At 31.0% G+C, this 26,353-nt stretch carries 27 protein-coding genes; 13 read left to right on the top strand and 14 right to left on the bottom strand.

The features are described from left to right. Positions 1–86: 86 nt before the first annotated feature. The 13 genes from pcaF to BUA86_RS14685 form a co-directional block, all read right to left on the bottom strand. Entirely contained in the window at positions 87–1,292 is a 1,206-nt protein-coding gene (gene pcaF, locus BUA86_RS14745) for a 3-oxoadipyl-CoA thiolase (protein WP_072933917.1), read from the bottom strand. Between the two features lie 72 nt (positions 1,293–1,364). Further along, complete coding sequence (paaI, locus tag BUA86_RS14740; protein WP_072933916.1) at positions 1,365–1,778, bottom strand: hydroxyphenylacetyl-CoA thioesterase PaaI; 414 nt, start codon at positions 1,776–1,778, stop codon at positions 1,365–1,367. 16 nt (positions 1,779–1,794) lie between these two features. Further along, positions 1,795–2,952 carry a 3-hydroxyacyl-CoA dehydrogenase NAD-binding domain-containing protein gene (locus BUA86_RS14735; RefSeq protein ID WP_072933915.1) on the bottom strand — a complete coding sequence of 386 codons (1,158 nt, stop codon included), beginning with the start codon at positions 2,950–2,952 and terminating at the stop codon, positions 1,795–1,797. Then, the gene (locus tag BUA86_RS14730) at positions 2,952–3,737 is read right to left on the bottom strand and encodes an enoyl-CoA hydratase-related protein (RefSeq protein ID WP_072933914.1); all 786 of its coding nucleotides are present in this window, start codon (positions 3,735–3,737) and stop codon (positions 2,952–2,954) included. The genes BUA86_RS14735 and BUA86_RS14730 overlap by 1 nt, the downstream gene beginning before the upstream one ends. A 6-nt stretch (positions 3,738–3,743) precedes the next feature. Continuing rightward, positions 3,744–4,235 (bottom strand): 1,2-phenylacetyl-CoA epoxidase subunit PaaD, encoded by a 492-nt coding sequence (gene paaD, locus BUA86_RS14725; RefSeq protein ID WP_072933913.1) that lies wholly within the window; start codon positions 4,233–4,235, stop codon positions 3,744–3,746. Then, a complete protein-coding gene (paaC, locus tag BUA86_RS14720) occupies positions 4,229–5,005 on the bottom strand; it encodes a 1,2-phenylacetyl-CoA epoxidase subunit PaaC (protein ID WP_072933912.1) in 777 nt (258 codons plus the stop codon). Before paaC ends, paaD begins: the two co-directional genes overlap by 7 nt. Before the next feature lie 3 nt (positions 5,006–5,008). Then, entirely contained in the window at positions 5,009–5,296 is a 288-nt protein-coding gene (gene paaB / locus BUA86_RS14715; protein ID WP_072933931.1) for a 1,2-phenylacetyl-CoA epoxidase subunit PaaB, read from the bottom strand. A 4-nt stretch (positions 5,297–5,300) separates the two neighbouring features. Next, positions 5,301–6,266, bottom strand: a complete 966-nt coding sequence (paaA, locus tag BUA86_RS14710; RefSeq protein WP_072933911.1) for a 1,2-phenylacetyl-CoA epoxidase subunit PaaA — start codon at positions 6,264–6,266, stop codon at positions 5,301–5,303. Positions 6,267–6,292: 26 nt separating this feature from the next. Continuing rightward, a complete protein-coding gene (paaE, locus tag BUA86_RS14705; RefSeq protein WP_072933910.1) occupies positions 6,293–7,375 on the bottom strand; it encodes a 1,2-phenylacetyl-CoA epoxidase subunit PaaE in 1,083 nt (360 codons plus the stop codon). Between the two features lies 1 nt (position 7,376). Further along, positions 7,377–7,952 carry a TetR/AcrR family transcriptional regulator gene (locus tag BUA86_RS14700; RefSeq protein WP_072933909.1) on the bottom strand — a complete coding sequence of 192 codons (576 nt, stop codon included), beginning with the start codon at positions 7,950–7,952 and terminating at the stop codon, positions 7,377–7,379. Between the two features lie 3 nt (positions 7,953–7,955). Beyond that, complete coding sequence (locus BUA86_RS14695) at positions 7,956–9,293, bottom strand: phenylacetate--CoA ligase family protein (protein ID WP_072933908.1); 1,338 nt, start codon at positions 9,291–9,293, stop codon at positions 7,956–7,958. Positions 9,294–9,401: 108 nt separating this feature from the next. After that, positions 9,402–11,456, bottom strand: coding sequence for an alpha-ketoacid dehydrogenase subunit alpha/beta (locus BUA86_RS14690; protein ID WP_072933930.1), 2,055 nt, complete (start codon positions 11,454–11,456; stop codon positions 9,402–9,404). 5 nt (positions 11,457–11,461) lie between these two features. Then, a complete protein-coding gene (locus tag BUA86_RS14685; RefSeq protein WP_072933907.1) occupies positions 11,462–12,706 on the bottom strand; it encodes a dihydrolipoamide acetyltransferase family protein in 1,245 nt (414 codons plus the stop codon). Positions 12,707–13,029: 323 nt separating this feature from the next. On the opposite strand from BUA86_RS14685, the gene BUA86_RS14680 reads away from it, so the two are divergent. The 7 genes from BUA86_RS14680 to BUA86_RS14650 are packed head-to-tail and all read left to right on the top strand — an operon-like array spanning position 13,030 to position 20,548. Continuing rightward, positions 13,030–14,007 carry an AAA family ATPase gene (locus BUA86_RS14680; protein WP_373282291.1) on the top strand — a complete coding sequence of 326 codons (978 nt, stop codon included), beginning with the start codon at positions 13,030–13,032 and terminating at the stop codon, positions 14,005–14,007. A gap of 15 nt (positions 14,008–14,022) precedes the next feature. Then, a complete protein-coding gene (locus tag BUA86_RS14675; protein ID WP_072933905.1) occupies positions 14,023–14,895 on the top strand; it encodes a DUF58 domain-containing protein in 873 nt (290 codons plus the stop codon). Then, positions 14,895–15,857 (top strand): BatD family protein, encoded by a 963-nt coding sequence (locus tag BUA86_RS14670; protein WP_072933904.1) that lies wholly within the window; start codon positions 14,895–14,897, stop codon positions 15,855–15,857. The genes BUA86_RS14675 and BUA86_RS14670 overlap by 1 nt, the downstream gene beginning before the upstream one ends. Before the next feature lie 2 nt (positions 15,858–15,859). Then, entirely contained in the window at positions 15,860–16,876 is a 1,017-nt protein-coding gene (locus tag BUA86_RS14665; RefSeq protein ID WP_072933903.1) for a vWA domain-containing protein, read from the top strand. After that, positions 16,876–17,886 carry a VWA domain-containing protein gene (locus BUA86_RS14660; RefSeq protein WP_072933902.1) on the top strand — a complete coding sequence of 337 codons (1,011 nt, stop codon included), beginning with the start codon at positions 16,876–16,878 and terminating at the stop codon, positions 17,884–17,886. The genes BUA86_RS14665 and BUA86_RS14660 overlap by 1 nt, the downstream gene beginning before the upstream one ends. A gap of 17 nt (positions 17,887–17,903) precedes the next feature. Next, the gene (locus BUA86_RS14655) at positions 17,904–18,749 is read left to right on the top strand and encodes a tetratricopeptide repeat protein (RefSeq protein WP_072933901.1); all 846 of its coding nucleotides are present in this window, start codon (positions 17,904–17,906) and stop codon (positions 18,747–18,749) included. Beyond that, entirely contained in the window at positions 18,749–20,548 is a 1,800-nt protein-coding gene (locus BUA86_RS14650) for a BatD family protein (RefSeq protein ID WP_072933900.1), read from the top strand. Before BUA86_RS14655 ends, BUA86_RS14650 begins: the two co-directional genes overlap by 1 nt. Before the next feature lie 54 nt (positions 20,549–20,602). On the opposite strand, the gene bioB is transcribed toward BUA86_RS14650, so the two are convergent. Next, positions 20,603–21,556: a biotin synthase BioB gene (gene bioB / locus BUA86_RS14645; RefSeq protein WP_072933899.1), complete on the bottom strand. Its 954-nt coding sequence runs from the start codon at positions 21,554–21,556 to the stop codon at positions 20,603–20,605. A gap of 217 nt (positions 21,557–21,773) precedes the next feature. Here bioB and BUA86_RS14640 point away from each other — a divergent pair, with 217 nt between their 5' ends. The 6 genes from BUA86_RS14640 to BUA86_RS14615 all read left to right on the top strand — a co-directional run bounded on the left by BUA86_RS14640 (position 21,774) and on the right by BUA86_RS14615 (position 26,327). After that, positions 21,774–22,373: a tetratricopeptide repeat protein gene (locus tag BUA86_RS14640; protein ID WP_072933898.1), complete on the top strand. Its 600-nt coding sequence runs from the start codon at positions 21,774–21,776 to the stop codon at positions 22,371–22,373. Positions 22,374–22,443: 70 nt separating this feature from the next. Next, complete coding sequence (locus BUA86_RS14635; RefSeq protein ID WP_083580393.1) at positions 22,444–23,964, top strand: histidine kinase; 1,521 nt, start codon at positions 22,444–22,446, stop codon at positions 23,962–23,964. Positions 23,965–23,967: 3 nt separating this feature from the next. Next, positions 23,968–24,693 carry a CPBP family intramembrane glutamic endopeptidase gene (locus tag BUA86_RS14630; RefSeq protein ID WP_229731923.1) on the top strand — a complete coding sequence of 242 codons (726 nt, stop codon included), beginning with the start codon at positions 23,968–23,970 and terminating at the stop codon, positions 24,691–24,693. After that, positions 24,690–25,445: a LytR/AlgR family response regulator transcription factor gene (locus BUA86_RS14625; protein ID WP_072933897.1), complete on the top strand. Its 756-nt coding sequence runs from the start codon at positions 24,690–24,692 to the stop codon at positions 25,443–25,445. Before BUA86_RS14630 ends, BUA86_RS14625 begins: the two co-directional genes overlap by 4 nt. 51 nt (positions 25,446–25,496) lie before the next feature. Further along, positions 25,497–26,111 carry a MarC family protein gene (locus tag BUA86_RS14620; protein WP_072933896.1) on the top strand — a complete coding sequence of 205 codons (615 nt, stop codon included), beginning with the start codon at positions 25,497–25,499 and terminating at the stop codon, positions 26,109–26,111. 15 nt (positions 26,112–26,126) lie between these two features. Next, positions 26,127–26,327, top strand: a complete 201-nt coding sequence (locus tag BUA86_RS14615; RefSeq protein ID WP_072933895.1) for a hypothetical protein — start codon at positions 26,127–26,129, stop codon at positions 26,325–26,327. Positions 26,328–26,353: the final 26 nt, after the last annotated feature.

Here is a 26,353-nt window from a genome sequence, read left to right as displayed (position 1 = left end):
TTTTCTTAGTATTTAGATGTGAGATTGGAGAAATTAGATAGATAAAAACTCATATCTAAAATCTCAATTCTAGTATCTTAATATTTTTATGCTCTTTCAATAATTGCTGCAAAACCTTGTCCTAAACCAATACACATTGTTACCAATGCATAACGTTTTCCTGTAGCTTGTAATTCGTAAGCAGCAGAATTTAAAATTCTTGCTCCAGACATTCCAAGTGGGTGACCTAATGCAATTGCTCCACCATTTGGATTAATACGAGGATCGTTATCATCTAAACCAAACTCGCGCGTACATGCTAATGCTTGTGCAGCGAAAGCCTCATTTAATTCAATAAGATCAATATCGTCCAATGTTAATCCAGCATTGTGTAATGCAATTTTAGAAGCATTTACAGGACCAATTCCCATAATACGAGGTTCAACTCCTGCAACACCAGAACTTACTATACGTGCCATGGGTGTTAAACCAAAATCTTTAATAGCTTTTTCAGACGCTAAAATATTAGCAGCAGCTCCATCATTTAATCCAGAAGCATTTCCAGCTGTAACTGTTCCATCTAGTTTAAAAGCTGGACGTAATTTTCCTAAAATATCTAAAGTTGTATCATTTTTTGGAAATTCATCTGTATCAAAAATAATAGGATCTCCTTTTCGTTGAGGTATTTCAACAGCGACAATTTCTTTTGCCAATCGACCATTTGCTTGTGCAGCAGCAGTTTTTTGTTGTGACCATAAAGCAAATTGATCTTGATCTTCACGAGAAATATTATCACGTTCAGCTAAATTTTCTGCTGTATTTCCCATTCCATCTACTCCCCACATTTCTTTCATTTTTGGGTTGATAAAACGCCAACCAAATGTAGAATCGTAGATTTTTGCATCACCACCAAAAGGAGAAGCAGATTTTGAAATAACTAAAGGAGCTCTTGTCATAGACTCTACTCCACCAGAAATCATTAATTGTGCATCACCAACATTAATAGCTCTTGAAGCAGAAATGGCAGCAGATAAACCAGAAGCACATAAACGATTCACTGTTTCTCCAGGAACTGAATATGGTAATCCAGATAATAAAGCTGACATTCTTGCAATGTTACGATTATCTTCTCCTGCCTGATTTGCATTTCCGAAAATAACATCATAAAATGCACTAGGATCAATTGAAGGATTACGTTTTAGTAATTCTGAAATAACTAATGCACCCATATCATCTGGGCGAACTGCAGATAATCCTCCTTTTAATTTTCCTATTGGAGTTCTAACTCCATCTATTATATATGTTTGATTCATTTTTATTGAGTTAAATGTTCAACGCTTAATGCTTAACGAATATAGACGTTAAGCTTTTAGCATGAAGCGTAATTATTCTTGAATTAATTGTTTTCCGGTACGGAAACATGTTCCTTTAAACAAAGCAACTAATTCATCGTGTTGATTCGTTACTTTAATATCATAAACTCCCGTTCTTTTAGAAGAATGTACTTCTTGAGATTCTATTGTAAACACATCACCTTCTTTACCAGCTTTCGTAAATGAGATATGAACATCTAAAGCAACCGAAATATTGTTATACATATTGCATGAAAATGCAAAAGCAGAATCTGCCATAGCAAATGTTACTCCACCGTGTACAGTTCCAACTCCGTTTAACATTTCGGGACGAATTTTTGCTTGTAATTTAGCATAACCTTCTTTTACTTCTACAACTTGTAACCCTAGCCATTCAGAAAATTTATCTTGGCTAAGCATGGCATTTAATAATTTTTGTGGTTCCATAAATGAGTTTTGTTTTTTAGTAAAAAGTTTGATTGTTCTTCACCATATTTCGAATGATAGGACTTAATCTGTAACGATCTTCATGATAATGATTATATAATTCATCTAAATCATTTTTCACGTTTTCAATTCCATATTCGTCAGCCCATTTTAATAATCCTTTCGGATAATTAACACCTTTAGTCATGGCAGTATCTAAATCTTCTTTACTGGCGATATTTAAAAATAAAGCATCAGCAGCCTCATTAATTAACATTACTAAAATTCTGTTGTAGATTTTTTCTAATAATGCTTGATCTTGAGATGGTGCTTTTTTCTCTATTCCTTCTGCGTAATTGTAGAATCCTCTACCAGATTTACGCCCATAATATCCAGCTTCGAATAAACGTTTTTGAGAGAACGATGGTTTAAACCTTGGATCATAGAAAAAGGCTTCGAAAACAGATTCTGTTACACGATAATTAACATCGTGACCAATAAAATCCATCAATTCAAATGGTCCCATTCTAAAACCTCCTAAAGAAGTCATTGCGAAATCTATTGTTTCTGTATCTGCAACACCTTCCTCTAAAATACGAATAGCTTCTCCATAAAATGGACGAGCAACACGGTTTACAATAAAACCAGGTGTGTCTTTTGTAATTACAGGTAATTTACCAACGGATTGAATTAATGTTTTAATTTCTTCTGCTAAACCTTCTTGTGTTTGTACTGCTGGAATAATTTCTACCAAAGCCATTAATGGCGCTGGATTAAAAAAGTGAATTCCAATAACACGTTCTGGTTTTGTACAAGCAGATGCAATAGATGCAATTGATAGTGAAGATGTATTAGAAGCTAAAATACAAGTATCTGAAACAATTTCTTCTACTTGTTTAAATACAGCTTGCTTAATTTCTAAATTTTCAACAATCGCTTCAATCATTAAATCTACTTCTGCAAAAGCAGCTAAATCTGAGACATACTCAATATTTTGTTGAATTTCTTGTGCTTGATCTTCTGTATATTTTTCTTTCGCAACTAATTTTTCAAATGTCTTTGCTAAATTTTGTTTTGAACGATATAAAGCTTCTTGATTAGTATCATATAAAGCAACTGAGTGTCCTTTTTGAGCAAAAACTTGCGCAATACCAGATCCCATTGCCCCTCCTCCAATAATTCCTATTTTTTTCATTATTCTCCTTTAAAAATTGGATTTCTTTTTTCTAAAAAAGCATCAACACCTTCTTTATAATCAGCAGTATTTCCTGCTTGATCTTGAAAAAGACTTTCTTGTGTTAATTGATCTTCGATTGAATTTTGAAATGATTGATTCAATAATTTTTTAGTGTAAGCCAAACCTTTTGTTGGTAAACTAGCTAATTTTTCTGCTAATTTTGAAACATTCGCATCAAACTCATCATCAGAAAAATAATCGTAAATCATTCCAATTTCTTTTGCTTGAGAAGCAGAAACTTTATCTGCTAGCATCATCAATGCAGAAGCTTTTTGAAAGCCGATTAAACGAGGTAGAAAATATGTTCCACCACAGTCTGGAATTAAACCAATTTTAGAAAATGCTTGAATAAAATTAGCAGATTCTTTTGCTACAACAATATCACAAGCTAAAGCTAAATTTGCGCCTGCTCCTGCTGCAACGCCATTTATGGCAGCAATAACAGGTTTTTCCATGTTTCTAATTTTTAGAACTAATGGATTATAATTTTCTTGAACAATTTTCTTAAAATCGATAGCTGTTTCTTCTAAAACTTCACCTAAATCTTGTCCAGCGCAAAATGCTTTTCCAGAAGCTGTTAAAACAACAGCGCGAACTGAGGCATCTTGGGCTGCAACATCTAAATGATATTGAAGAGCTTTAATCATTTCGTGATTAAAACTATTAAAAACAGAAGGACGATTTAAGGTAATCGTTGCAATCCCTCCTTCTTGTGTGTATATAATTGTAGTTGAATTTTCCATAAATTTTTAATGATGACATTTGAAATAATCAAACGGTTCGTGGCAATCATTGCATTGGTACATTGCTTTACAAGCAGTAGAACCAAACTGACTAATAAGACGAGTATCTGTTGAACCACACTGAGGACATTCGATATTTTGTTCGTCAGAAAAAAGATCATCACTCGAAGCATTTTTTGTTGGAGGCGCAATTCCATACGCCTTCATTTTCTGTTTTCCTTCTTCGGTCATCCAATCAGTTGTCCAAGATGGACTTAATTGATTGATGATATTGATATTTCTTAATCCTTGTTGTATTAATTTTTTGCGAATAGAAATTGAAATTGCACTCATTGCAGGACAACCCGAATATGTTGGTGTTATGGTAACATTTACCTTTTCGTCCTCTGTAATTTCTACATTACGAACCACCCCCAAATCGAGTACACTAATCACTGGAATTTCAGGATCAGGAACGTCTTCCAAATAATGCCATATTTCTTTTTCTGTTATTACCATTGTAAGTTTGGATATGTTCTTTGCATATATTGCAAATCAGTTAAAATAAATCCTAAATGTTCTGTATGAACACCTACTTTTCCTCCTTTTTGAGGATACGTATTTTCGATATCAGCTGTTAATGTAGCTTCCTCTAAAATATCATTTACTTTTGCTAACCAAGCTGCTTTAAAATTGATTGGGTCTGGAATTAATCCTTCTTCAATTAATGCTTTTTGATAAGGAGCAGCAATAAACATTTCACCTACATAAGGCAATACATTGTTTAATGCTTCTTGAATTTTATCGTGAGATTCTTGTGTTCCATCACCTAAACGAATCATCCATTCTGAAGACCATTTTGTGTGATATTTTACCTCTTTTAATGATTTTTCTACGATAGATTGCAACTTTAAATCTTTTACTTTTAAAAATTGCTCTAACAAGAAATAATGAAAAGAATCGTAAAAAAATTGACGAACAATTGTATCTCCGAAATGTCCATTAGGTAATTCAGTTAACAGTAAATTTTTATATTCACGCTCATTGCGTAACATTGCTAATGTATCTTCTGTAGCTCCATTACCTATTAGTTCAGCAGCATAATTATAATAATTAGATGTCTGTCCTAATAAATCTAATGCGATATTAGATATTGCAATATCTTGTTCTAATATAGGACCGTGACCACACCATTCACATAAACGCTGAGCCAGAATTAGATTTGTATCTGCTAAATGCAAAATAAAATCGATGTAATTCTGATTGTTTTGATAAACTGTACTTGTCATAAATTACATGTTTTTAATTTCTTCTGGAACGTCATAAAAAGTAGGGTGACGATATACTTTATCTTCTGCTGGTTTAAAAAACTCGTCTGCTTCGTCTGGATTAGAAGCATGAATATTCATAGATTCTACAACCCAAATACTTACACCCTCCATACGACGAGTGTATACATCACGAGCATTTTCCAATGCCATTTTCTCATCAGCAGCGTGTAAACTACCTACATGTTTATGGTCTAAACCTTGTCTACTTCTGATAAATACTTCCCACAAAGGCCAATCTTTATTTTCCATCTCTTTATGCGTTTTTGTGTTGTTTTTGTTCGTTTTCTCTTTTTGATCTTTTTTCGTGGTAAGCTGTTGCTGCATCTCTTACCCATGCTCCTTCTTCGTGAGCATTACGGCGAGCGTCGACACGTTGTTTGTTACATTTTCCGTTTCCTTTTACAACTGCCCAAAACTCTTCCCAATCTATTTCTCCAAATTCATAATGACCTGTTTCTTCATTCCATTTTAAATCTGGATCAGGAATAGTTAATCCTAAATATTCCGCTTGAGGAATAGAAATATCTACGAAACGTTGACGTAATTCATCATTAGAAAATCGTTTAATTCTCCATTTCATTGACATATCTGAGTTAGAAGATTCTTCGTCTTTTGGTCCAAACATCATTAATGTAGGCCACCACCAACGATTCATTGCATCTTGTAACATTTCTTTTTGTTCTGGAGAACCTTTAGATAAAACCACTAACGATTCGTATCCTTGTCTTTGGTGGAATGATTCTTCTTTACAAACACGAACCATTGCACGAGCATAAGGACCATAAGAAGCTCTACATAAAGGAACCTGATTTAAGATAGCTGCACCATCTACTAACCAACCAATAATTCCGATATCTGCCCATGTTAATGTTGGATAATTGAATATACTTGAATATTTTGCTTTACCAGAATGCAAATCGTTTAAAGTCTGAATACGAGATACACCTAAAGTTTCTGCAGCGCAGTATAAGTAAAGACCATGACCAGCCTCATCTTGTACTTTTGCTAACAAGATTTTCTTTCTGTTTAATGAAGGAGCTCTTGTAATCCAGTTTGCTTCTGGTAACATACCAACAATTTCTGAGTGAGCATGTTGAGATATTTGTCTAATTAATGTTTTTCTGTATGCATCAGGCATCCAGTCTTTTGGTTCGATACGAACTTCATTTTCGATTTTTTCATCAAAAATTTGTTGGAAATCAATTTCTTTTGCGCTCATAGCTTTTCTTTTTTTCAGTTGAATAATTACTTGATATCAAAATTGACGATTACTTCTTCTGAACGAGGATGTGCTTGGCATGATAAAACAAAACCTTGTGCAACCTCATCAGGTTCTAGAGAATAATTGATATCCATGTGTACTTCACCCTTCTCTACTTTACATTTACAAGTGGCACAAACACCACCTTTACATGCATAAGGTAAATCGGCACCATTTTTTAAAGCCGCATCCAAAATTGTTTCACCATGATAACCTAAATCAATTCTAAGAGCAGATGCATCTAGTTTGATTGTTAATTTACTCATTGTATCGTCAGAGTCCGCCACAATATTTTGGTGTTCAACTTTTTTAGCTTCTGCTGCTGCGCTGTAAAATAATTCGAAATGAACATTCTTTCTATCTACACCTGCTTCAACAAAAGCATCACGACCACTTAAAATCATTTCTTCGGGACCACATAGGAAAACTTCTCCAACTTGTTTAGGATCGATGATGTGTTGTAAAAAATAATCAATCTTTTCACGATCAATACGACCACTTAAAATTTCAGCATCAGCAGTTTCTCTACTTAAAATATTATATACACTTAAACGTTGCATATATTTATTTTTTAACGCTTCAATTTCTTCTTTAAAGATGATGTTTCCTTTGTTTCTATTTCCGTATAATAGCACAAATTTGCTATTAGGTTCAATTGCAAGAACTGTTTTCATAATAGACATTACAGGAGTTATTCCTGATCCTGCTACAATTCCGACATATACTTTTTCATTCGACTTTTCTACTTCTGTGTAAAAATTTCCTTGCGGTGTCATTACATCTAAAACATCACCAGCTTTTAAAATATCATTTACATAAGTAGAAAAAATACCATTCGTAATTTTCTTTACAGCTACTTTTAACTCACCTTCTGTTGGACAAGAACAAATAGAGTAAGAACGTCTAATTTCTTCGTTGTCTTTAATGTCTTTAAACGTTAGGTACTGCCCTTGTTTAAATTTAAATTCGTTTTGTAATTCAGTAGGCACATCAAATACTACCGATACACATTCTGGTGTTTCGCGTATAACTTGCTTTACTGTTAATTTATGAAAATTCGTAGCCATACTATTTCTGAAATCCGTTAATTAATAATGTCATCAAATCATTTTCTAATTGTTCTGGTGAAATGTCTCGACCAGGTTTGTACCACAATTCTATCCAGCGAAGTGATGATAACAAAGTAAATAAAGCAACAGAAACATTTAAATCTTTAAACTCTCCTGCTTCTATACCAGCTTTTATAAGATTAGCAATTCTTTTCTCGTATCCTTTACGAATTGTTTTATACAATTCCTTTTTTGTTTCTGAAAGGTTTTTCCAATCGTTGTTTGCTACAGAAACTTCATTAGGGTCTGCAATAATCATGCGAACGTGAAGCTGAATTAAATCTCTTAGTTTTTGAATATTTGATTCTTTTGTATCTTCAATAGAACTAATATGCGAAACATATTGATTTGCTACTTTAAAACAAATTTCTTCTAAGATTTCATCTTTTGATCTGATATGATTATACAAGCTTGCCGCTTCCATACCAACTTTTTCTGCCAGTTCTCTCATTGAAGTCGCTGCATATCCTTTTTGCTTGAATATAATTGCTGCTTCTTGAATGATAATTTCTTTTTTACTTTGCTTTTTTGCCACTTTTTATAATAATCTATTATCAATTACACGGTTTAATTTTCCTCCTTCACTTTTCGGAAGACCGTCTGTTTGATATAATTTAATGTTCATTCCTAAACCAATACTATCTCTAATTTTCTTTTGGATGTTTGATATTAATCGGTCAATATCTGCATTTGCATCAACATTTAGATTATCACATGAAACACCTTTTTCATGAAAATAATTCGGGTTAATTTCAAATCCAACTTCAACAACATCCATATTCTTTGGTTTTGTCAAAACTACTTGATAATTTGGAGATAATTGAGGAAATTCTGGAATAAAGTCTGCTATTTGTGTATGGAAAAAGTTTACTCCTCTAATAATCATCATATCATCTGCACGACCAATAATAGGTCCCATTTTAACATGCGTTCTTTTGTCAGAATGCTCATATGTTAATGTAGTAATATCACCAGTCCAGTATCTAATTAATGGTAAAGCCTCTTTTGTTAATGTTGTAATAACTAAAACACCTGGCTCTCCGTAAGGAACAGGTTCTCCTGTTTTTTCATCTACAATTTCTGGGAAAAAGTGATCTTCCCAAATATAGCTTCCAGTTCCTTGCTCTTCGAAATCTTCGTTAGAAACACCAGGACCAATAATTTCACTTAATCCGTATATGTTAGAAGCTTTGATATTTAAATTTGTTTCAACTTCTTGGCGAAGAGCTTCAGACCAAGGTTCTGAACCTAAAATTGCAAACTTAAGATTGAAGTTATCTAAAGACTCACCTCTTTTTTTAATTTCTTCTGCAACAGTTAAAGCATAAGATGGAGTTGCACAAATGGTGTCTGCCTGAAAATCTTTTAACAACATGATTTGTTTTTCTGTATTTCCACCAGAAATAGGAACAACAGTCATTCCTAATTTTTCAGCACCATAATGTAATCCTAGTCCACCAGTAAATAAACCATAACCATAAGCATTTTGTAATGTCATTCCTGGTTTACAACCAGATGCAGCTAATGAACGTGCTACAACTTCCGAAAATAATTCAATATCATTTCTTGTGTAACCAACTACAGTTGGTTTTCCCGTAGTTCCGCTAGAGCAGTGTAAACGAATTACGTTACTTTTATCTTCAGCAAATAATCCAAAAGGATAACTTTCTCTTAGATGATTTTTTTTAGTAAATGGTAATTTATGAAGGTCTTCTACACCTTTAATATCCTCTGGTTTTACACCAGCTTTATCAAAAGCTTCTTTGTAAAAAGGGACTTTATTGTAAACTTTTTGCAAAGTTTTTTGAAGCCTTTCATTTTGAACTTTACGCAATTTCTCAATTGGTAACTGTTCAATATCAGGATTGAATAACATAATTTTGTAGATTTTGATTTTTGTTTGAAACAAATTTAAACCAAAAAAACTAACAAACGTTAGTTTTTTTGGTGTAAAAAATACATTACGCTAAATTTTAACTTTTGATTAATAATTTAAAATATCTTTAATGAGACTTTTTAACTTTGTTGAATTCGGTAACATTTCCTCTTCTAGAACAGAATTTAAAGGAATAGCAGGCATGTCTTTAGCTCCTAATACTCTTACAGGAGCATCTAAAAATTCAAAACAATTTTCATTGATAAGACCAGCAATACTCTGAGCAAAAGAATTTTGTTTAGCTTCTTCTGTTAAAACAATACATCTACTATGTTTTTTAACACTGTTAAATATAGTCTCTTCATCTAAAGGAACTAAAGTTCTTAGATCTATAATTTCTATTTGATTAGAAAAATCTTTAGCCGCTTCTTTCGCCCAATACACACCCATTCCGTATGTTATAATAGTTACAGAATTATGTTCAGATGAAGAATCAGTTACTAAAACCTCTCTAGCTTTCCCAAATGGTAATACATATTCCTCATCTGGTTCTATTGTTGCAGCTTCTTCAGTTCCTTTCATTTTACTCCAATATAATCCTTTATGCTCTAACATAATAACAGGATTAGGATCATAATAAGCAGATTTCATTAAACCTTTTAAATCAGCACCAGTTGATGGATATGCAATCTTGATACCTTTAATATTAGTTAAAATACTTTCAACAGAACTTGAATGGTAAGGACCACCACTTCCGTATGCACCAATTGGAACACGTAAAATCATAGAAACTGGCCATTTCCCGTTCGATAAATAATTAGATCGAGCAACTTCTGTAAATAATTGATTTAGACCTGGCCATATATAATCTGCAAACTGGACTTCAACTATTGGTTTTAAACCAACAGCACTCATTCCTACAGTTGATCCAATTATAAAAGCCTCTTGAATTGGTGTATTAAATACACGGTTTTTACCATATTGTTTAGCTAAAGTTGCAGCTTCTCTAAAAACACCTCCTAAACGTAATCCAACATCCTGACCATATAATAAGGCTTCTGGATGTTTAGCCATTAATTCTCTAATAGCAAAGAGAGCAGAATCAACCATTACAGTTTTTTCTTTTCCTTCTGGAGAACGATTTCCCTTTTCCTCAGTAATTGGAGTTGGAGCAAAAACATGATCGTATAAATCTTCTGGTTTAGGATCTCCAGCTTTTAATGCATTTTGGTAATCGATTTTAACTGTATCAGCAATCTCTTTTTCTATTTGATTGATTTCTTCAATTTCAACACCTTCATTTAAAAGCATTGATTTTAATTTATCGTAAGGATCACGAGATTGTGCTTCTTCTAAATCATCTCTGTACCATTCTTTTCTAACACCAGATGTATGATGATTTAATAATGGAACTTTAGCATGAATTAAAATAGGACGTCTTTCTGTTCGTATAATTTCTATTGCTTTTTTAACTACTTCGTAAGAAGCTAAGAAATCTGTTCCATCTACAGAGAAAACTTCAAGACCTTTAAAACCTTTTGCATAATGGGCGATATCTTGCGCTCTTATTTCATCTGCAGAAGCAGAAATATCCCATTCATTATCTTGTACTAAATATAAAATAGGTAACTGTTTTAATGCAGCCATCTGAAAAGCTTCTGCAACTTCACCTTCTGTACAACTTGCATCACCTAAGGAACAGATTGTAATAGGCTTTACATCTTCAGTAGGTAATCCTTCTAATTCTTTGTATTGCATTCCCATTGCAATTCCAGTTGTAGGAATAGCTTGCATACCAGTCGCACTACTTTGATGAGGTATTTTTGGTAAATCTTCTCTTTTTAAACTTGGGTGAGAGTAATATGTTCTTCCTCCAGAGAAAATATCATCTCTTTTTGCTAGTAATTGTAGCATTAATTCATAAGGAGTAATACCAATAGCTAACAATAATGCATCATCTCTATAATAAGCGCTCAAATAATCTTGAGGTAATAACTGTAAACCTGTTGCGATTTGTATAGCTTCGTGTCCACGAGAAGTTGCATGAACGTATTTTCCTGTTATATTTTTATTTTCTTCATATAATTCGCTTAACGATTTTGCTGTAACTAATAATTGATAAGCTTTTTTTAGAAGAGTTATAGTTGAAGTGATTGTTTCCATAATAATTAAAATTTTGTATTCATATCCCAATTTTCCATGTAATCTGAAATTCGTTTTAAGAAAACTCCTCCCAATGAACCATCAATTACTCTGTGGTCAAATGATAAGGATAGATACATAAACTGTCTTGCGACAATTATATCTCCAAATTCTGTTTCTAAAACGGCTGGTTTTTTCTTAATTACACCTGTAGCTAAAATTGCAACTTCGGGTTGATTGATAATAGGCGTTCCCATTAAATTTCCGAATGTTCCAACATTACTTATGGTAAATGTTCCTCCACGTATATCATCAGGAGATAATTTATTATGTCTTGCTTTATCAACAATCGCATTAACATTTTTTGCAAGACCTTCTAAATTTAATTCATTGGCATCTTTAATAACAGGAACAATTAAATTATTATTAGGTAAGGCAGTTGCAATACCTATATTAATTGTATGATGTTTTATAATTTTAGTTTCAGTTTCGTCTACCGAAACATTAATCATTGGAAAATCTTTTATAGCTCGAACAACACAATCAACAATCATTGGTGTAAAAGTTAATTTTTGATTGTATTTAGTTTGAAAAGCAGTTTTATTCTCTTCGCGCCATTTAACAAAATTAGTTACATCTGGCTCAACATAAGCTGTTACATGAGGGGAAGTTTGTTTACTTTTCTTCATGTGTTTAGAAATTAACTGACGCATTTTATCCATTTCTATAATTTCATCTTTTGCACCAAATGAAGAGGCAGAAATAACAGAATTATTAAAACTAGAACTAACGTTCGTTTTTTTCTGGATATAATTTAAAACATCGTTTTTAGAAATTCGTCCATCGTGTCCACTTCCTACGATTTGATTAATATCTGTAGCAGTTAAATTTTCTTTTTGTATGATATTTTTTACAAGAGGAGATAAAAATTGTGATGTTTCTATAGATTGATGAACTGTTTTCTGTTTTTCCTCAACAGTAATTTCTTTTTCAGTTGTTTCCTCTTTTTTAGAATTATTTTCTTGAAAATTGCCTAACTCAATTACAGCAAAAACTTCCCCTACTTTTATTTCATCACCTTCATTGTATTTAAATTCGATAATTTTCCCAGCATTTGTAGCTGGAACATCAGAATCAACTTTATCAGTTGAAACCTCTGCAATAACTTCATCTTCATTAATAAAATCGCCAATATTTTTGGTGTAGCGAACAAGTTGCACAGATTCCACGCTTTCACCAAGCCTTGGAATTGTCAATTCTTTAATATTCATTTTTGTTTGTGATTTTTGTTGTTGGAAGTTAATAATTTTTAAATAATTACATCTTAAATAAAATATAAAAAAGGAAAAAAAATGATTTTAAGCTGAAAATGGGTAATAATTTTAAGCTTGAGAAAGAATAATTAAAAAATTATTAAGCGTGAAAGTTGTTTAACATAATTCAATTATTTTCCATAATTAATTATTGTTAAATGCAGTATTAACAAAGTTTAACAATATTGTATGAAAGTTTTAGTCAGTAAATAAATTGGATTTAATAATTTTAGGAAATATTTGAACTCAATATAAACATCAATTTCAAGTAAATTTTGGATATACAACATTTAAATCAACAAATAGAAGAAAAAAGCGAAAGCATATCTCGTTTATCTTCGGAAATCAATAAAACGATCATTGGACAAGAGAAAATGGTCGAAAGTCTTTTAATAGGGTTATTAGGAAATGGACATATTTTATTGGAAGGTGTTCCTGGTTTAGCAAAAACTTTAGCAATTAAAACATTATCTGATGCAGTTGATGGAAGTTTTTCTCGTATTCAGTTTACACCAGATTTGTTACCAGCAGATGTTGTCGGAACATTAATTTATAATGTAAAGGAAAACGATTTCACGATAAAGAAAGGACCAATCTTCGCTAATTTTGTTTTAGCAGATGAGATTAACCGTTCGCCAGCAAAAGTGCAATCTGCTTTGTTAGAGGCAATGCAAGAAAGACAAGTAACAATTGGAGATGAAACGCACATTTTACCAAAACCGTTTTTAGTTTTGGCAACTCAAAACCCTGTAGAGCAAGAAGGAACTTATCCTTTACCAGAAGCACAGGTTGACCGTTTTATGCTAAAAACTGTAATTACTTATCCAGAATTAGAAGCGGAGCGATTAATTTTGAGAAATTCAATTAATCAAACTTTTCCTAAGAGTGAGAAAGTAATTTCTGTACAAGAGTTATTAGATGCACGCGAAATGGTGAAGCAAGTTTATATGGACGAAAAAATTGAGAAATATATCTTAGATATTATTTTTGCAACACGTTTTCCAGATAAAGTAGGGTTAGAAAAATTAGTTCCAATGATTTCTTTTGGATCATCACCACGTGGTTCTATCAACTTAGCACAAGCAGCAAAAGTTTACGCTTTCTTACGTAAAAGAGCTTATGTTATTCCAGATGATGTTCGCGCAATGGCAAAAGACGTTTTACGTCACCGTATTGGAATTAGCTACGAAGCAGAAGCAGAAAACATTTCATCTGAAGAAATCATCGATAACATTTTAAATGTTGTACCAGTTCCTTAAAAAATAATCTAACTATTGGACGCAAAAGAAATCATCAAACGTGTAAAACGTATTGAACTAAAAAGCAAGCGAAAAGCAAGTAATCTTTTTATGGGTGAATATCAAAGTTCATTCAAAGGGAGAGGTATGATTTTTAGTGAGATTCGTCCTTATCAATATGGCGATGATGTTCGTAATATTGATTGGAATAAAACGGCAAGATACAATGAACCTTATGTAAAAGTTTTTGAGGAAGAGCGCGAGTTAACCATGTTTTTGTTAGTTGATGTTTCAAATTCTGAGAATTTTGGAACAAGAAAACAAATAAAAATGGAAACAGTTGCAGAATTAAGTGCAACATTAGCGTTTTCGGCAACGACTTATAATGACAAAATAGGTTTAATTTTATATACGGATCAAGTAGAAAAATTTATTCCGCCTAAAAAGGGAAAACAACATGTTTTACGATTAGTTCGTGAAATTGTTTCATTTGAACCAAAAAGTAAAAAAACAGATTTATCTGTTGCCTTAGAGACGTTTATGAATTTGGCTAAAAGAAAGTCAAATGTTTTTATTTTGTCAGATTTTATAGACTCTTCAGATTACGAAAAAGTGTTACGTATTGCAGCTAAAAAGCACGATATAACAGGAATTCGTGTTTACGATGAAAAGGAACAAAATTTTCCTGATGTTGGTTTGGTTCACGTACAAGATAATGAAACAGGAGAAATAAGATTAATTGATACTTCATCAAAAAAACTTCGTCAACAATATGCCAAATATTATTACGATTTAAACGAAAGGTATCAAGCAATTTTCAAGAAAAATAATTCAGGCGCATTAAGTATTCGTACAGATGAAGATTACATTCGCCCATTGTTAAATTACTTTAAAAGTCATAAAGCCTAATGAAGAATTTATTGCTTTTAGTAAATTTTTTAATCATTCAATTTTCGTTTGCACAAGAAATTGTTCCAAAATTAGATAGAACAACAATTAAGATTGGAGAACCAATTAAATATCAAGCAAAAATTGATTACAAAGAAGGAGATAAAATAATCTTTCCTTCGTTTACAGATTCATTAAATTATCACATTACTATTCTGGATCAAAAACTTGATACAGTAAAAACAGATGGTAAATCAGAAATTGTTCAGCATTTTGAATTAACTGGATTTGATGCAGGGAAATTTAATATTCCTTCAATTAAAATTCAGAAAAATGGAAAAGATTTTTCTACAAAAGAAATTGAAATTGACATACAAGATGTTGCAGTTGATACAACAAAAAATGCTATTTTTCCTATAAAACCAGTTATGGAAGAACAATATTCGCTTGGCGACTATTGGAATAAATATTGGTTATATGGAATAATTGCGTTAGTTCTATTTATTATCGGAATAGTATTGGTTGTTCTATATATTCGCTCGAAATCTAAAATTTCTGGTAATTCTTACAAAACACCTTATGACGAAGCAAAAGCAAGTTTAAAAGCTTTAGATGCTAAGAAATACCTTAAGAAAGGAGAACAAAAGGAATATTACACACAGTTATCATTTATTTTGAGAAAATATTTGGGTAGAGTTTATCATTTCTCTGCATTAGAAATTTTATCTGATGAGTTGGTGATGTACATTTCATCAAAAGAAGATATTTTGCCAGAAGATAATCAAAAGTTGAAAGAATTTTTATTTGATGCTGATTTAGTAAAATTTGCCAAACAAGAATTTGATCAACCAAAAAATGAATTAAATAGAAAATGGGTCGAAGAATTTATTGATCGAGTAAAACCATTAGAAATTCCTGAAAATGGAGATCTAAAAAAAGACGAAGTAACAGGAGAAAATTATAAACAGTTTAATAATAATTAAGAATGCTAAATTTTGAGTTTCAAAATCCTTGGATCTTACTTTTATTGCTTGTTTTACCTTTCTTTATTTTTAGAGAAATAAGAAAAACAAGTCAGAAAAAAGCATCCTTAAAATTACCATCTTTAAAAGCATTTGGAGGAGCAAAAAGTTCTTTGTCTTCTTATAAACCACTTTTATTTTTAATGCGCATTATTGCAATGGCTTTATGTATTATTGCACTTGCGAGACCACGCTATGTAGATGTAACAACAAAAGTGAAATCTGATGAAGGTGTTGATATTTTATTAACAGTGGATACCTCTTTGAGTATGTTAGCAAGAGATCTAAAACCAGATCGTTTAACGGCTCTTAAAGAAGTTGCAAAAGATTTTGCCTTAGGAAGAAAAACAGACCGTGTAGGTTTAGTAGAATATTCTGGTGAAGCTTTAACTAAAGTTCCTTTAACTACAGATCGTGATGTATTAACACAAGAAATAGAGTTATTGCATTCTGGTGGATTAGAAGACGGAACTGCAATTGGTGTGGGTTTAGCAACTGCTGTAAACCATTTAAAAGACAGTAAAGCAAAATCTAAGGTTGTTATTTTAATTACAGATGGTGTAGAAAGTATTAATCCTTCTGGAGATTTATTATACGTTTCGCCAAGACAGGCAGCAACAATTGCACAAGAAAAAGGAATAAAAGTATATACAATAGGAATAGGAACTAATGGAATGGCACCTATGCCTGTTGGTTATGACATGTTAGGAGAATATATGTTTGATATGCGACCAGTACAAATTGATGAAAAATTATTGACTGAAATCGCAGAAAAAACAGGAGGCTTATATTTTCGTGCTACGAGTAATCAAAGCTTAAAAGAAATTTATGATGAGATTGATAAGTTAGAAAAATCTGAAATTAACGAAGTCAAATATTATAATTATACCGAATTGTTTGCGCGTTTTTTATTACCAGCATTCTTTTTGTTAGTGATTGAAGGAATTTTACGTAGAACAGTTTTTAAAGAATTAATCTAATGCAGTGGGGAGAATTAAATAATATCTGGCTAATTATTTTATTAATAGTTGTAGTTTATCTATCAATTACAGTTTTTCAATGGAGAGAAAAGGTAAAGAAGACATTTGCAGATAAAGAATTGTTTCCATTTGTTTTTCCAATAACATCATCGCGCAGGTATGGAATTAAAATTATTTCTTTTTGTGTTGCATTATTTTTTATTGTAATAGCGTTAATGGATCCTCTTTTTGGAGAACGTGATATACAAGTAAAACGAGAAGGAATAGACATGGTATTCTTATTAGATTTATCTTCTAGTATGAATGCGCAAGATGTAGCCCCATCTAGGTTAGAAAAAGCATCTAAATTAATTTCAGAAACATTAGGTCAATTAGGAGGAGATAGAGCAGCTTTAGTTGCATTTGCAGCAAACGCATACACAATTTCTCCTTTAACGAACGATTATGCAGCTATAGAAAGTTATCTACAGAATGTTAATACAGATCTTATCTCTAGCCAAGGAACAAATTACTTAAATGCAATAAACGAAGCAATAAAGAGCTTTAAAGGAAATGCAAATTCAAGTAAATTAATTGTATTAATTTCTGATGGAGAAGACAATGAGGATACCCTTAATCAAGCTGTTAAAATGGCAAAAGATAATGATGTAAATATCGTTACAATTGGTGTTGGAACATTAAAAGGAGGTCCAATTCCAGTATACTACAATGGTTATTCGGAGGATTTTAAGAAAGACGAAACAGGCTCTACTGTTATTACAAAATTAGAGGATAAAAATCTTAGAAAATTGGCAAAAGATACCAATGGAGAGTATATTCAGTTAGATAATACACAAGATGCTTTATCAGCACTAACAATGTATAAATCAAGGTTAAATAAAAACGAAATAGCAAATTCAAAAACAAGAGATATGAACCATATTTTTCAATGGTTTTTAGGAATTGCTGTATGTTTACTTTTTGTGGAATTATTAACATCTGAATATAAGATTTTTAACAAAAAGAAATAGTAAGTTTGTATGGTAAAATGATACATATTTTAAGACAAATAATATTTTTAGGAATTATGCTTTTATCAGTTTTTGGTTATAGTCAATCAAAAACTAAGAGTTATATTATTGAAGGCAATGAGTATTATCAAAAAGGAAAATATGATAATGCGGAATTTGCGTATAAAAAAGCTGCAATGGAAGATCCTACTTCAATAAAAGCCAATTATAATCTAGGAAATGCATTGTTTCAACAAAAGCGTTACAAAGAAAGTATAACTCATTATAAAAAATCTGCAGAAATTTCTACAACTAAAAATGATAAACATTTAGCTTATCATAATTTAGGAAATGCGTTTATGCAAGAGAAAGATTATCAGAATGCTGTTGATAATTATAAAGAAGCCTTAAAAAATAATCCAACAGATGATGCAACTCGTTACAATTATGCTTTAGCAAAAAATATGTTAAAGAAAGAACAAGAGAAGCAAAAGGATAAAAATAATAAGGACAATAAAAACGATCAGAATAAACAAAATCAAGATCAGAAGCAAAATCAACAAAAACAAAACCAGCAGAACAAAGAACAACAGAATAATCAAAATAAATCTCAAGACCAAAAATCAGATCAGCAACAGCAACAGAATAAGGGACAAAATCCTAAATCTGGTGGTGAAAATGGAAATAATAAAGGTCAGGGAAATAATTCCTCTCCAGAAATTAAACAAGGAAATAATGGAGAAGGAAAAGACAAAGACGATGCGAAGAATAATATGAGTGATGGTTTATTGAAAGCATTACAAAATCAGGAAGCCAAAACGCAACGAAAAATTATTCAGCAAAAAGCAGAAAAACAACGAACAACAACATCTAAGGATTGGTAATGACAACGACAAGAGTTTTAAATAGCTTTTTAGTGTTTGCACTAACATCTATCACAACGTTAGCACAACAAATTTCTTTTAAATCTGAAGCGGAGAAAACCCAAATAGCTTTAGGAGAAGCATTGCGTGTGGGATTTTTTGTGGAATCTAATACGAATAGCTATTCAATAGATCAGCCAATGAAATATCCTACGCACAAAGGATTACAAGTAGTTGGTGAAGAACGCTCGCAACAAGTTTCTTATGTTAATGGAAAAGGAGTTGTTGAAGATGGAATTATATTATCTTTTGTAGCTGAAAAGGAAGGAAACTATCAGATTGGAGCAGCTAAAGTTGTGATTAATGGTAAAACGTATACTTCTAAACCAATTAATGTAATTGTAAAAGGTTCAGGTTCGGAGGTAGCGCGTAATAATTTTCGAACAAATACTTCTCAGCCCGTTTTTTTACAAAGTAAAGTTTCAAAATCTAATCCGTATGTTAATGAGCAAGTCGGATTATCGGTAAAACTTTATGTAAAAGACTTATCTTATTTAAATCGTAAGCAAAACTTTCGTCAAGGAAATTTAGATGGGTTAAGTCCTAAAATAGTTAAAAGTTCACCCGAGAATATTAAGCAAGAAATTGTAGGAGGAAAACAGTATTTTTCTGAAGAGATTGCTCGTTATTATGTATTTCCACAAAAAGCTGGAAAAATAGAAATAGATCCTTTTTCTGTAGATGTTATTTTACCTACAACTTATGGAGCAGAACCAGTGGAAATTCGTAGTAATGCTGTTACAATAACTGCAAGAGAGCTTCCAGAAGAAGGTAAACCAAAGAATTTTACCGGTGCTGTGGGACAATTTAAAATGAATACATCTGTTGATAAGAAAGAACTTTCTACCAACGAAAGTGTTAATTATGATGTAGAAATTGTTGGTGCTGGAAATTTTAATGCAATTAATTTACCAGTTGTAAAAGCTCCTAAAAACTTAGAAATATTTTCTCCTAAAAAACGTGATGCTTATAAGACATACGATACAGGAATGAAAGGTAAAGTAGCTGAAGAAACAGTTTTGGTTCCAAATGAAGTTGGATCTTATACGATTTCTCCTGTAGAATTTAGCTATTTTGATCCTGTAAAAGAAAAATATGTTACACTGAAATCGGATTCAATTAATCTTAAAGTTAGCCAAGGAAAAGCAATCGCAAATAGCTTAGCATCAAATAATGAACAAGATTCTACATTTACAGATATGATAGATGAGATGAAAAATGATGTAAAGGAAGGTAGAAGTGGTTGGCTTTGGTTAAGCGGAGGTGTAATTGCATTAAGTGCTTTAGGTTTATTATGGGTGAAAAAGAAAAGTAATAAATCAGAAAAAGAATTTCATGATGAAGAAATTAAACCATTAAATGCTCATCATGAAGTTGATAAAACTTTAATAAAAACAGAAACACAAAAGTTTACTATTTTAGAAAAACCATCTATTAATTCTAATCTATTAAAAGAAGAATTAGAAGAATTAAAACAGAAAGTTTACGCTGTTGATGAAAAGGATTTTTATCAATTACAAGAAAAGGTTTTATGTAATGTCGCAATGCAAAAAACAAAAATAGATTTAGCTAATTTTTCTGATGAAATAATTGCTCAAAAACTAATTTTAAGCGGCATAGACGAATCTATTGTTACACAATGGAAAATATTACTTCAGAATGCTCAGAGAGCTAAATATGCGTTCGGAGGGTTAAATCAAGATCTAGAAGAAGTTTATCAGTCAACGCTAAAAATTACAGAAGAATTGATGAAGGAATAAAAATATAATCATAAACAAAAATAGAGGCTTTTAGCCTCTATTTTTGTTTATGATTTATTTCATTGGTGATAATCCTAATCTATTCAACATTTTTAGATCTTTATAAGTACTAGGATTTGGCGTAACTAATAATGTTTCATCTTCACTAGAAAAAATTGAGTTGGCTCCCGACATAAAACACCAAGCTTGCTCACTTTCACTCATCTCTATTCTTCCAGCACTTAAACGAACCATAGATTTTGGCATAATAATTCTTGCGGTGGCAATCATTCTTACCATATCCCAATTATTTACTTTTGGAAGATTTTCTAAAGGAGTTCCCTTTACGCGAGCTAAAGCATTAATAGGAACTGATTCTGGATGAGTATCCATATTTGCTAAAGTTGTTAACATTGATATTCTGTCTTCAACAGTTTCTCCTAAACCAATTATTCCTCCAGAGCAAACCGTTATTCCTGCTTTTCGAACATTGTTTATAGTATTAATTCTATGATTAAAATTTCGAGTAGTAATTATTTGGTTATAATTATTTTCAGAAGTGTCTAAATTATGATTATAAGCATGTAAACCAGCTTCTCGAAGTCTTTCAGCTTGTTTTTCGGTTAACATTCCTAAAGTACAGCAAACCTCCATCTCCATGTTATTGATTTCTTTTACCATTTCTAGAATGCGATCGAAATCTTTATTATCTCTTACCTCTCGCCATGCAGCAGCCATACAAAAACGAGAAGAGCCATTTTCTTTTGCTCTCTTGGCATGTTCAATCACAGTTTTCGTTGGAAGTAAAGCTTGTACTTTTATATCGGTATGATATCTTGCAGCTTGACCACAGTAAGAACAGTCTTCTGGACATCCTCCAGTTTTTATTGATAACAAAGTTGAGATTTGAATTTCTGATGGGTTATGAAATTCCCGATGTACTGTAGCAGCTTCAAATATTAGTTCCATTAAAGGTCTATTATAAATAGACATAATTTCCTCTTTATTCCAGTTGTGTTTTAATTTCATTTATTATTTTTCTTCTTATAACCAAACAAAATTAATTTTTAACAATAATTGATAATGGTACCAGTTTGTATATTCCAATTAGTCCGGATATATGCTTAAACAGTATTATTCTATAATAACATCAACTCGTCCATTAAAAACAACAGTTCGGTAATGTTTAATTCTTTTTGAAAATGGATTGATAGAAATTTGAATCATAATTAAAAACATAACTATTATGAAAACAATTTTTTTATCAATCGTATCATTTCTTTCTATTTCGGTTTTAGCACAAAACAATTTAGAAAATGACCTTAATAAGGCTTTAAACTCTTCAGAAAAATCAAGTCTTGTAGAACTAGTAAAAAATTATCCTAACGAATGGTTACCAAAATATTACTTGGCATTATCAGAAGTTGTAAGCATTTTAGAGAAAGACAATAAAAATGATAGTTCTAAAGTGTTGGATGAAGCAAAAAGTTTAATCAATAAATTAGAAAAACAAGATCCTACTAATGTTGAAGTTTTAAATTTAAAAGCATTGTATTTAACAGCAGAGATTGTTCAAGATCCTTTAACTAATGGTGGAATTTATTATCCAGATGTTTTAGAGACGTATCAAAAAGCATTAAGATTAAACCCGAATAATCCTCGTTCTATTTTAGGATTAGCAGAATTTAATATTAATGCGGCAAATTATATTGGAACGGATACTACAGAGGATTGTAAAAATGTAAAAAAATCTTTAGCTTTATTCACAAACGAAAAGCCTAAGAAAAACGAACCTAAATGGGGAAAAGAGCGTGCCGAGGAGTTATTGAAAAATCAATGTAAATAAATCATCATGACAGTTATTGCTCAGTTTATTCACGAAATTGTTTATTGGCTAATTAATTTAATCGCATAAGATGGAAAAGGGTTTACAAAATATAATAATCACGATTATTTTTGTTCTAATAGGTTTACTTTTTGTAAATATTGAAGGCGAAATTTTATATTCTTTTGTACAAGATAATAGAGTTAATCAATTTAAAACGATTAGTTTATTAGTAAAATACTTTATTTTAGGTTTTGTTATTTTTCAGATTGTGAAAGGAATTGTTCTTTCAGAGAAAAAAACGATTCTACGAAATATTATCATTTTATTGGTTACAAATGTTGTCTTGTATAGCGTAATGTTTTTTACATCGCCCAACGTTTCAATAGACCAAATTTTCGACTCAGAAGCAATTATCTACTTTTTTGGATATTCTGTTTTTAGTTTATTCGCAGGCTTCATTAACACAGGTATTTTTAACGAGTACAAGAAAGAGTATAAAAAAACAAAACATCCATCGGATATAATTGGAAAATATTTTCTGCGAGCTGTCTTTTTTACCCAATTATTGTATTTTGTGTTTGTAAAATTTGTGAATCAATTATTGCCAAAGGCTATTTTCTATAACCAAACATATAATTATATTTTAGTTGGCTTTATTACCAGTATTTTATTAGGTGTATTTTATTTTTTAGAAAGAAAGAGAAATAAGCTACAAAGAGAAATAGTAAAAGAGTCTACTAAAGCAGAAACAGCAACGGCAAATTTTGAAACCTTAAAAAATCAATTAGATCCACATTTTCTGTTTAATAGTTTAAATGTTTTAACTGGTTTAATAGAAGAAAACCCTGATAAAGCGATAGATTTTACAACATCATTATCAAAAATTTATCGCTATGTTTTAGAACAAAAAAGTAAAGAAGTTATTCCAATTGAAGAAGAAATTAGTTTTGCCAAAACATATGTCAACCTTTTAAAATTGCGATTTGAGAATAGTATTCATTTCGAATTAAATGTAAATTCATTATCAGAAGAAGAATACATTGTTCCTTTATCGTTACAAATTTTACTAGAAAATGCAATTAAACATAATGTGGTTTCTGAGCAAAAGCCCTTAAATATCAAGATTTATAGAGAGGATAATTTTTTAATTATAGAAAACTCTTTACAAATAAAAGATTCTTTTAAAGACTCTACAGGAGTGGGATTAAAGAATATTATTAATCGTTACCGTTTAATATCAAATAAAGAGGTTAATATCGAAAAAAATGAGACTTATTTTCGAGTTCAACTTCCAATTTTAACATCAAGAATTAACACTATGGAAAATATAAATTACAATGAGAATGACGATTATCAAATCGCAAAACAAAAAGCTGCAGAATTAAAGAAGTTTTATAAAGTTTTAATGGAATCTGCTATGACCGTTTTTATTTGTGTAACTATTAATATTATAACTGGCGGTTACTGGTGGTGTTTATGGGTTGTTTTTGGTGTTGGAATAAGAATTATAGGAAAAGCAACTAAACTTTATACCTTAGATGATAATTGGGAAGAGAGAAAAGCCCAAGAAATTTTAGAAAAGAATAACCAGTCAAAAAAGTGGAAATAAACAATGGGTTTTATAGAAAAGTTAAAGCAAATAAATTGGATTAAAATTATATGTTTTTATGGATTGATATTACTAGGAACATTTCTAATTAGAAAACTCCCTAATCTTTTACAATTAACTTTTGGAGGATGGGTAGATTTTAATTTGCCTTGGAATATGAATCATGGTTTAGTTGTAATTATTATTGCATTACTTTTCTATCAATTTTCTGGTATCAAGAAACAAGTTTCATTCATTGGAAATTCAATAAAAACTATAATTTTTCCGATAATTCTAGTCATTGGTTATTCTATTATCGGGATAGAAAATGATTTTGGAATTAATAAGCATGTGTGGGCAGGCATTTTTATTGGAATAACATTTATTTATGATGTAATGGAAGAGTATGCTTGGCGAGGATATTTAAATGATGCTTTAGGAAACATTTTTTGGATGGTAAAAAGTATCATTACGGGAGTATTTTGGGCAGTTTGGCATTTACTTATTTTCAATAATTTTGATCAATTTGGTAGCTTTTGGATATTTATGTTGCTATGTATTGTTTTTTCATTTTTATTGACTTTTTCTACATTTAAAACAAAATCTATCATAGCTCCAGCTTCACTGCATGCACTAATGGCTAAAAATAATTTAACAACATTAATTATTTTATTATTAATGATGTTTCTACTTATTTTCTGGAATAAGATAATAAAATCAACTACAACAGATAAATTAATTGAGACATGAAAATAATTATCATAGAAGATGAGAAACCGGCTGCACGTTTATTAAAAAGACGAGTAGATAAATTAGGTTTTGAGGTTACTGAAATGTTACATTCTGTTGAAGAAAGTGTTGCTTGGTTACAAGAAAATTCTGCACCAGATTTAATCTTTTTAGATATTCAGCTTTCAGACGGATTATCCTTTGAAATTTTTAATCAAGTTGAGATTTCATCGGCAATCATTTTTACAACTGCTTACGATGAATATGTCCTAAAAGCATTTAAACTAAACTCTATAGATTATCTACTAAAACCAGTTGATGAAGAAGAATTAAAATTTGCATTAGAAAAGTTTGAAAAGCAATTTCAATCTTCCCAAACATCAATAGATATAGATTCAATTAAAAAATTATTCTCGACGAGTAAAACACAAGATTTCAAGGAAAGGTATTCTATTAAAATTGGGAACTCAATCAAAATTATAGAAACAGAGAATATAGAGTGTTTTTTTAGTGAGAATAAAGCCTCATTTATTCATACAAAGGAGAATAAAAATTATTTGGTAGATTATTCTCTAGAAAAAATAGAAGAGCAATTAGATCCAAAGAAATTCTTCCGTATTAATAGAAGTCAAATAATAAGAATAGATTCGATAAAAGAAATTACAGTTTACTCCAACTCGAGATTGAAAATCATTTTACAAACCTATAACGAAAGTGAATTAATTGTAAGTAGAGAAAAAGTAACCGATTTTAAAAAGTGGTTAGAAAAATAAGATTTCATAAAAAAATGATTAATTTGTAGGAGAAATAATAATTACACTAAAATGAATAACATCACTTCTTTCTTCTCAGAATTTTCAATTAATCAAATTGGAGCTGTTTTCGCCGTATTATTTGCTGTAATAGATATTTTAGGAAGTATTCCAATCATTGTATCAATTCGTAGTAAAGTTGGACATATACAATCGGAAAAGGCAACTGTTGCAGCTGGTATATTGTTAATTTCATTCTTATTCTTCGGTACAAAGATTTTAGGATTAGTAGGAGTTGATGTACAGTCTTTCGCTGTAGCTGGTGCATTTGTGATTTTTATCATCGCATTAGAAATGATTTTAGGAATAGAAATACAAAAAGGAGTTGAATCTAACTCTGCATCTATTGTCCCTATTGCGTTTCCGTTAGTTGCGGGTGCAGGATCTTTAACAACTGTCTTATCCCTTCGTTCTCAATTTTCGGATATTAACATTGTAATAGCCATACTTTTAAATATGTTAATCGTATATTTGGTGCTGAAATTTGCCGGAAGATTAGAAAAATGGTTAGGACCTGGTGTTTTATCAGTTCTAAAAAAAGTTTTTGGTGTAATTTTGTTGTCAATAGCGATCAAATTATTTACATCAAATATTGGCGCATTATTTATGAATGAAATTAAAATTTAAAAATTCATTAATCAAATGAAAACATATATTTATATCGCAACAATGCTTTTGTTGGTAGGATTAGGTTACAACCTATATGTGATGGATTACAAAACGGGATTTCTTGCAGAAGAAAATTTTCGTAGCGTATTAGGAATTGGAGCATCAGCTTGTGGATTGATTTTAGTATCAATTTATTTTAGCTTTTTCAAATTACAAGACAATTTAAAGAAATAGGCTGTTTATAACAGTAAACAAAAAAA

It is taken from the genome of Chishuiella changwenlii (genome assembly GCF_900142565.1).
In the GTDB taxonomy this organism is placed as follows: domain Bacteria; phylum Bacteroidota; class Bacteroidia; order Flavobacteriales; family Weeksellaceae; genus Empedobacter; species Empedobacter changwenlii.
This window is presented reverse-complemented; position numbering and strand designations above follow the sequence as displayed.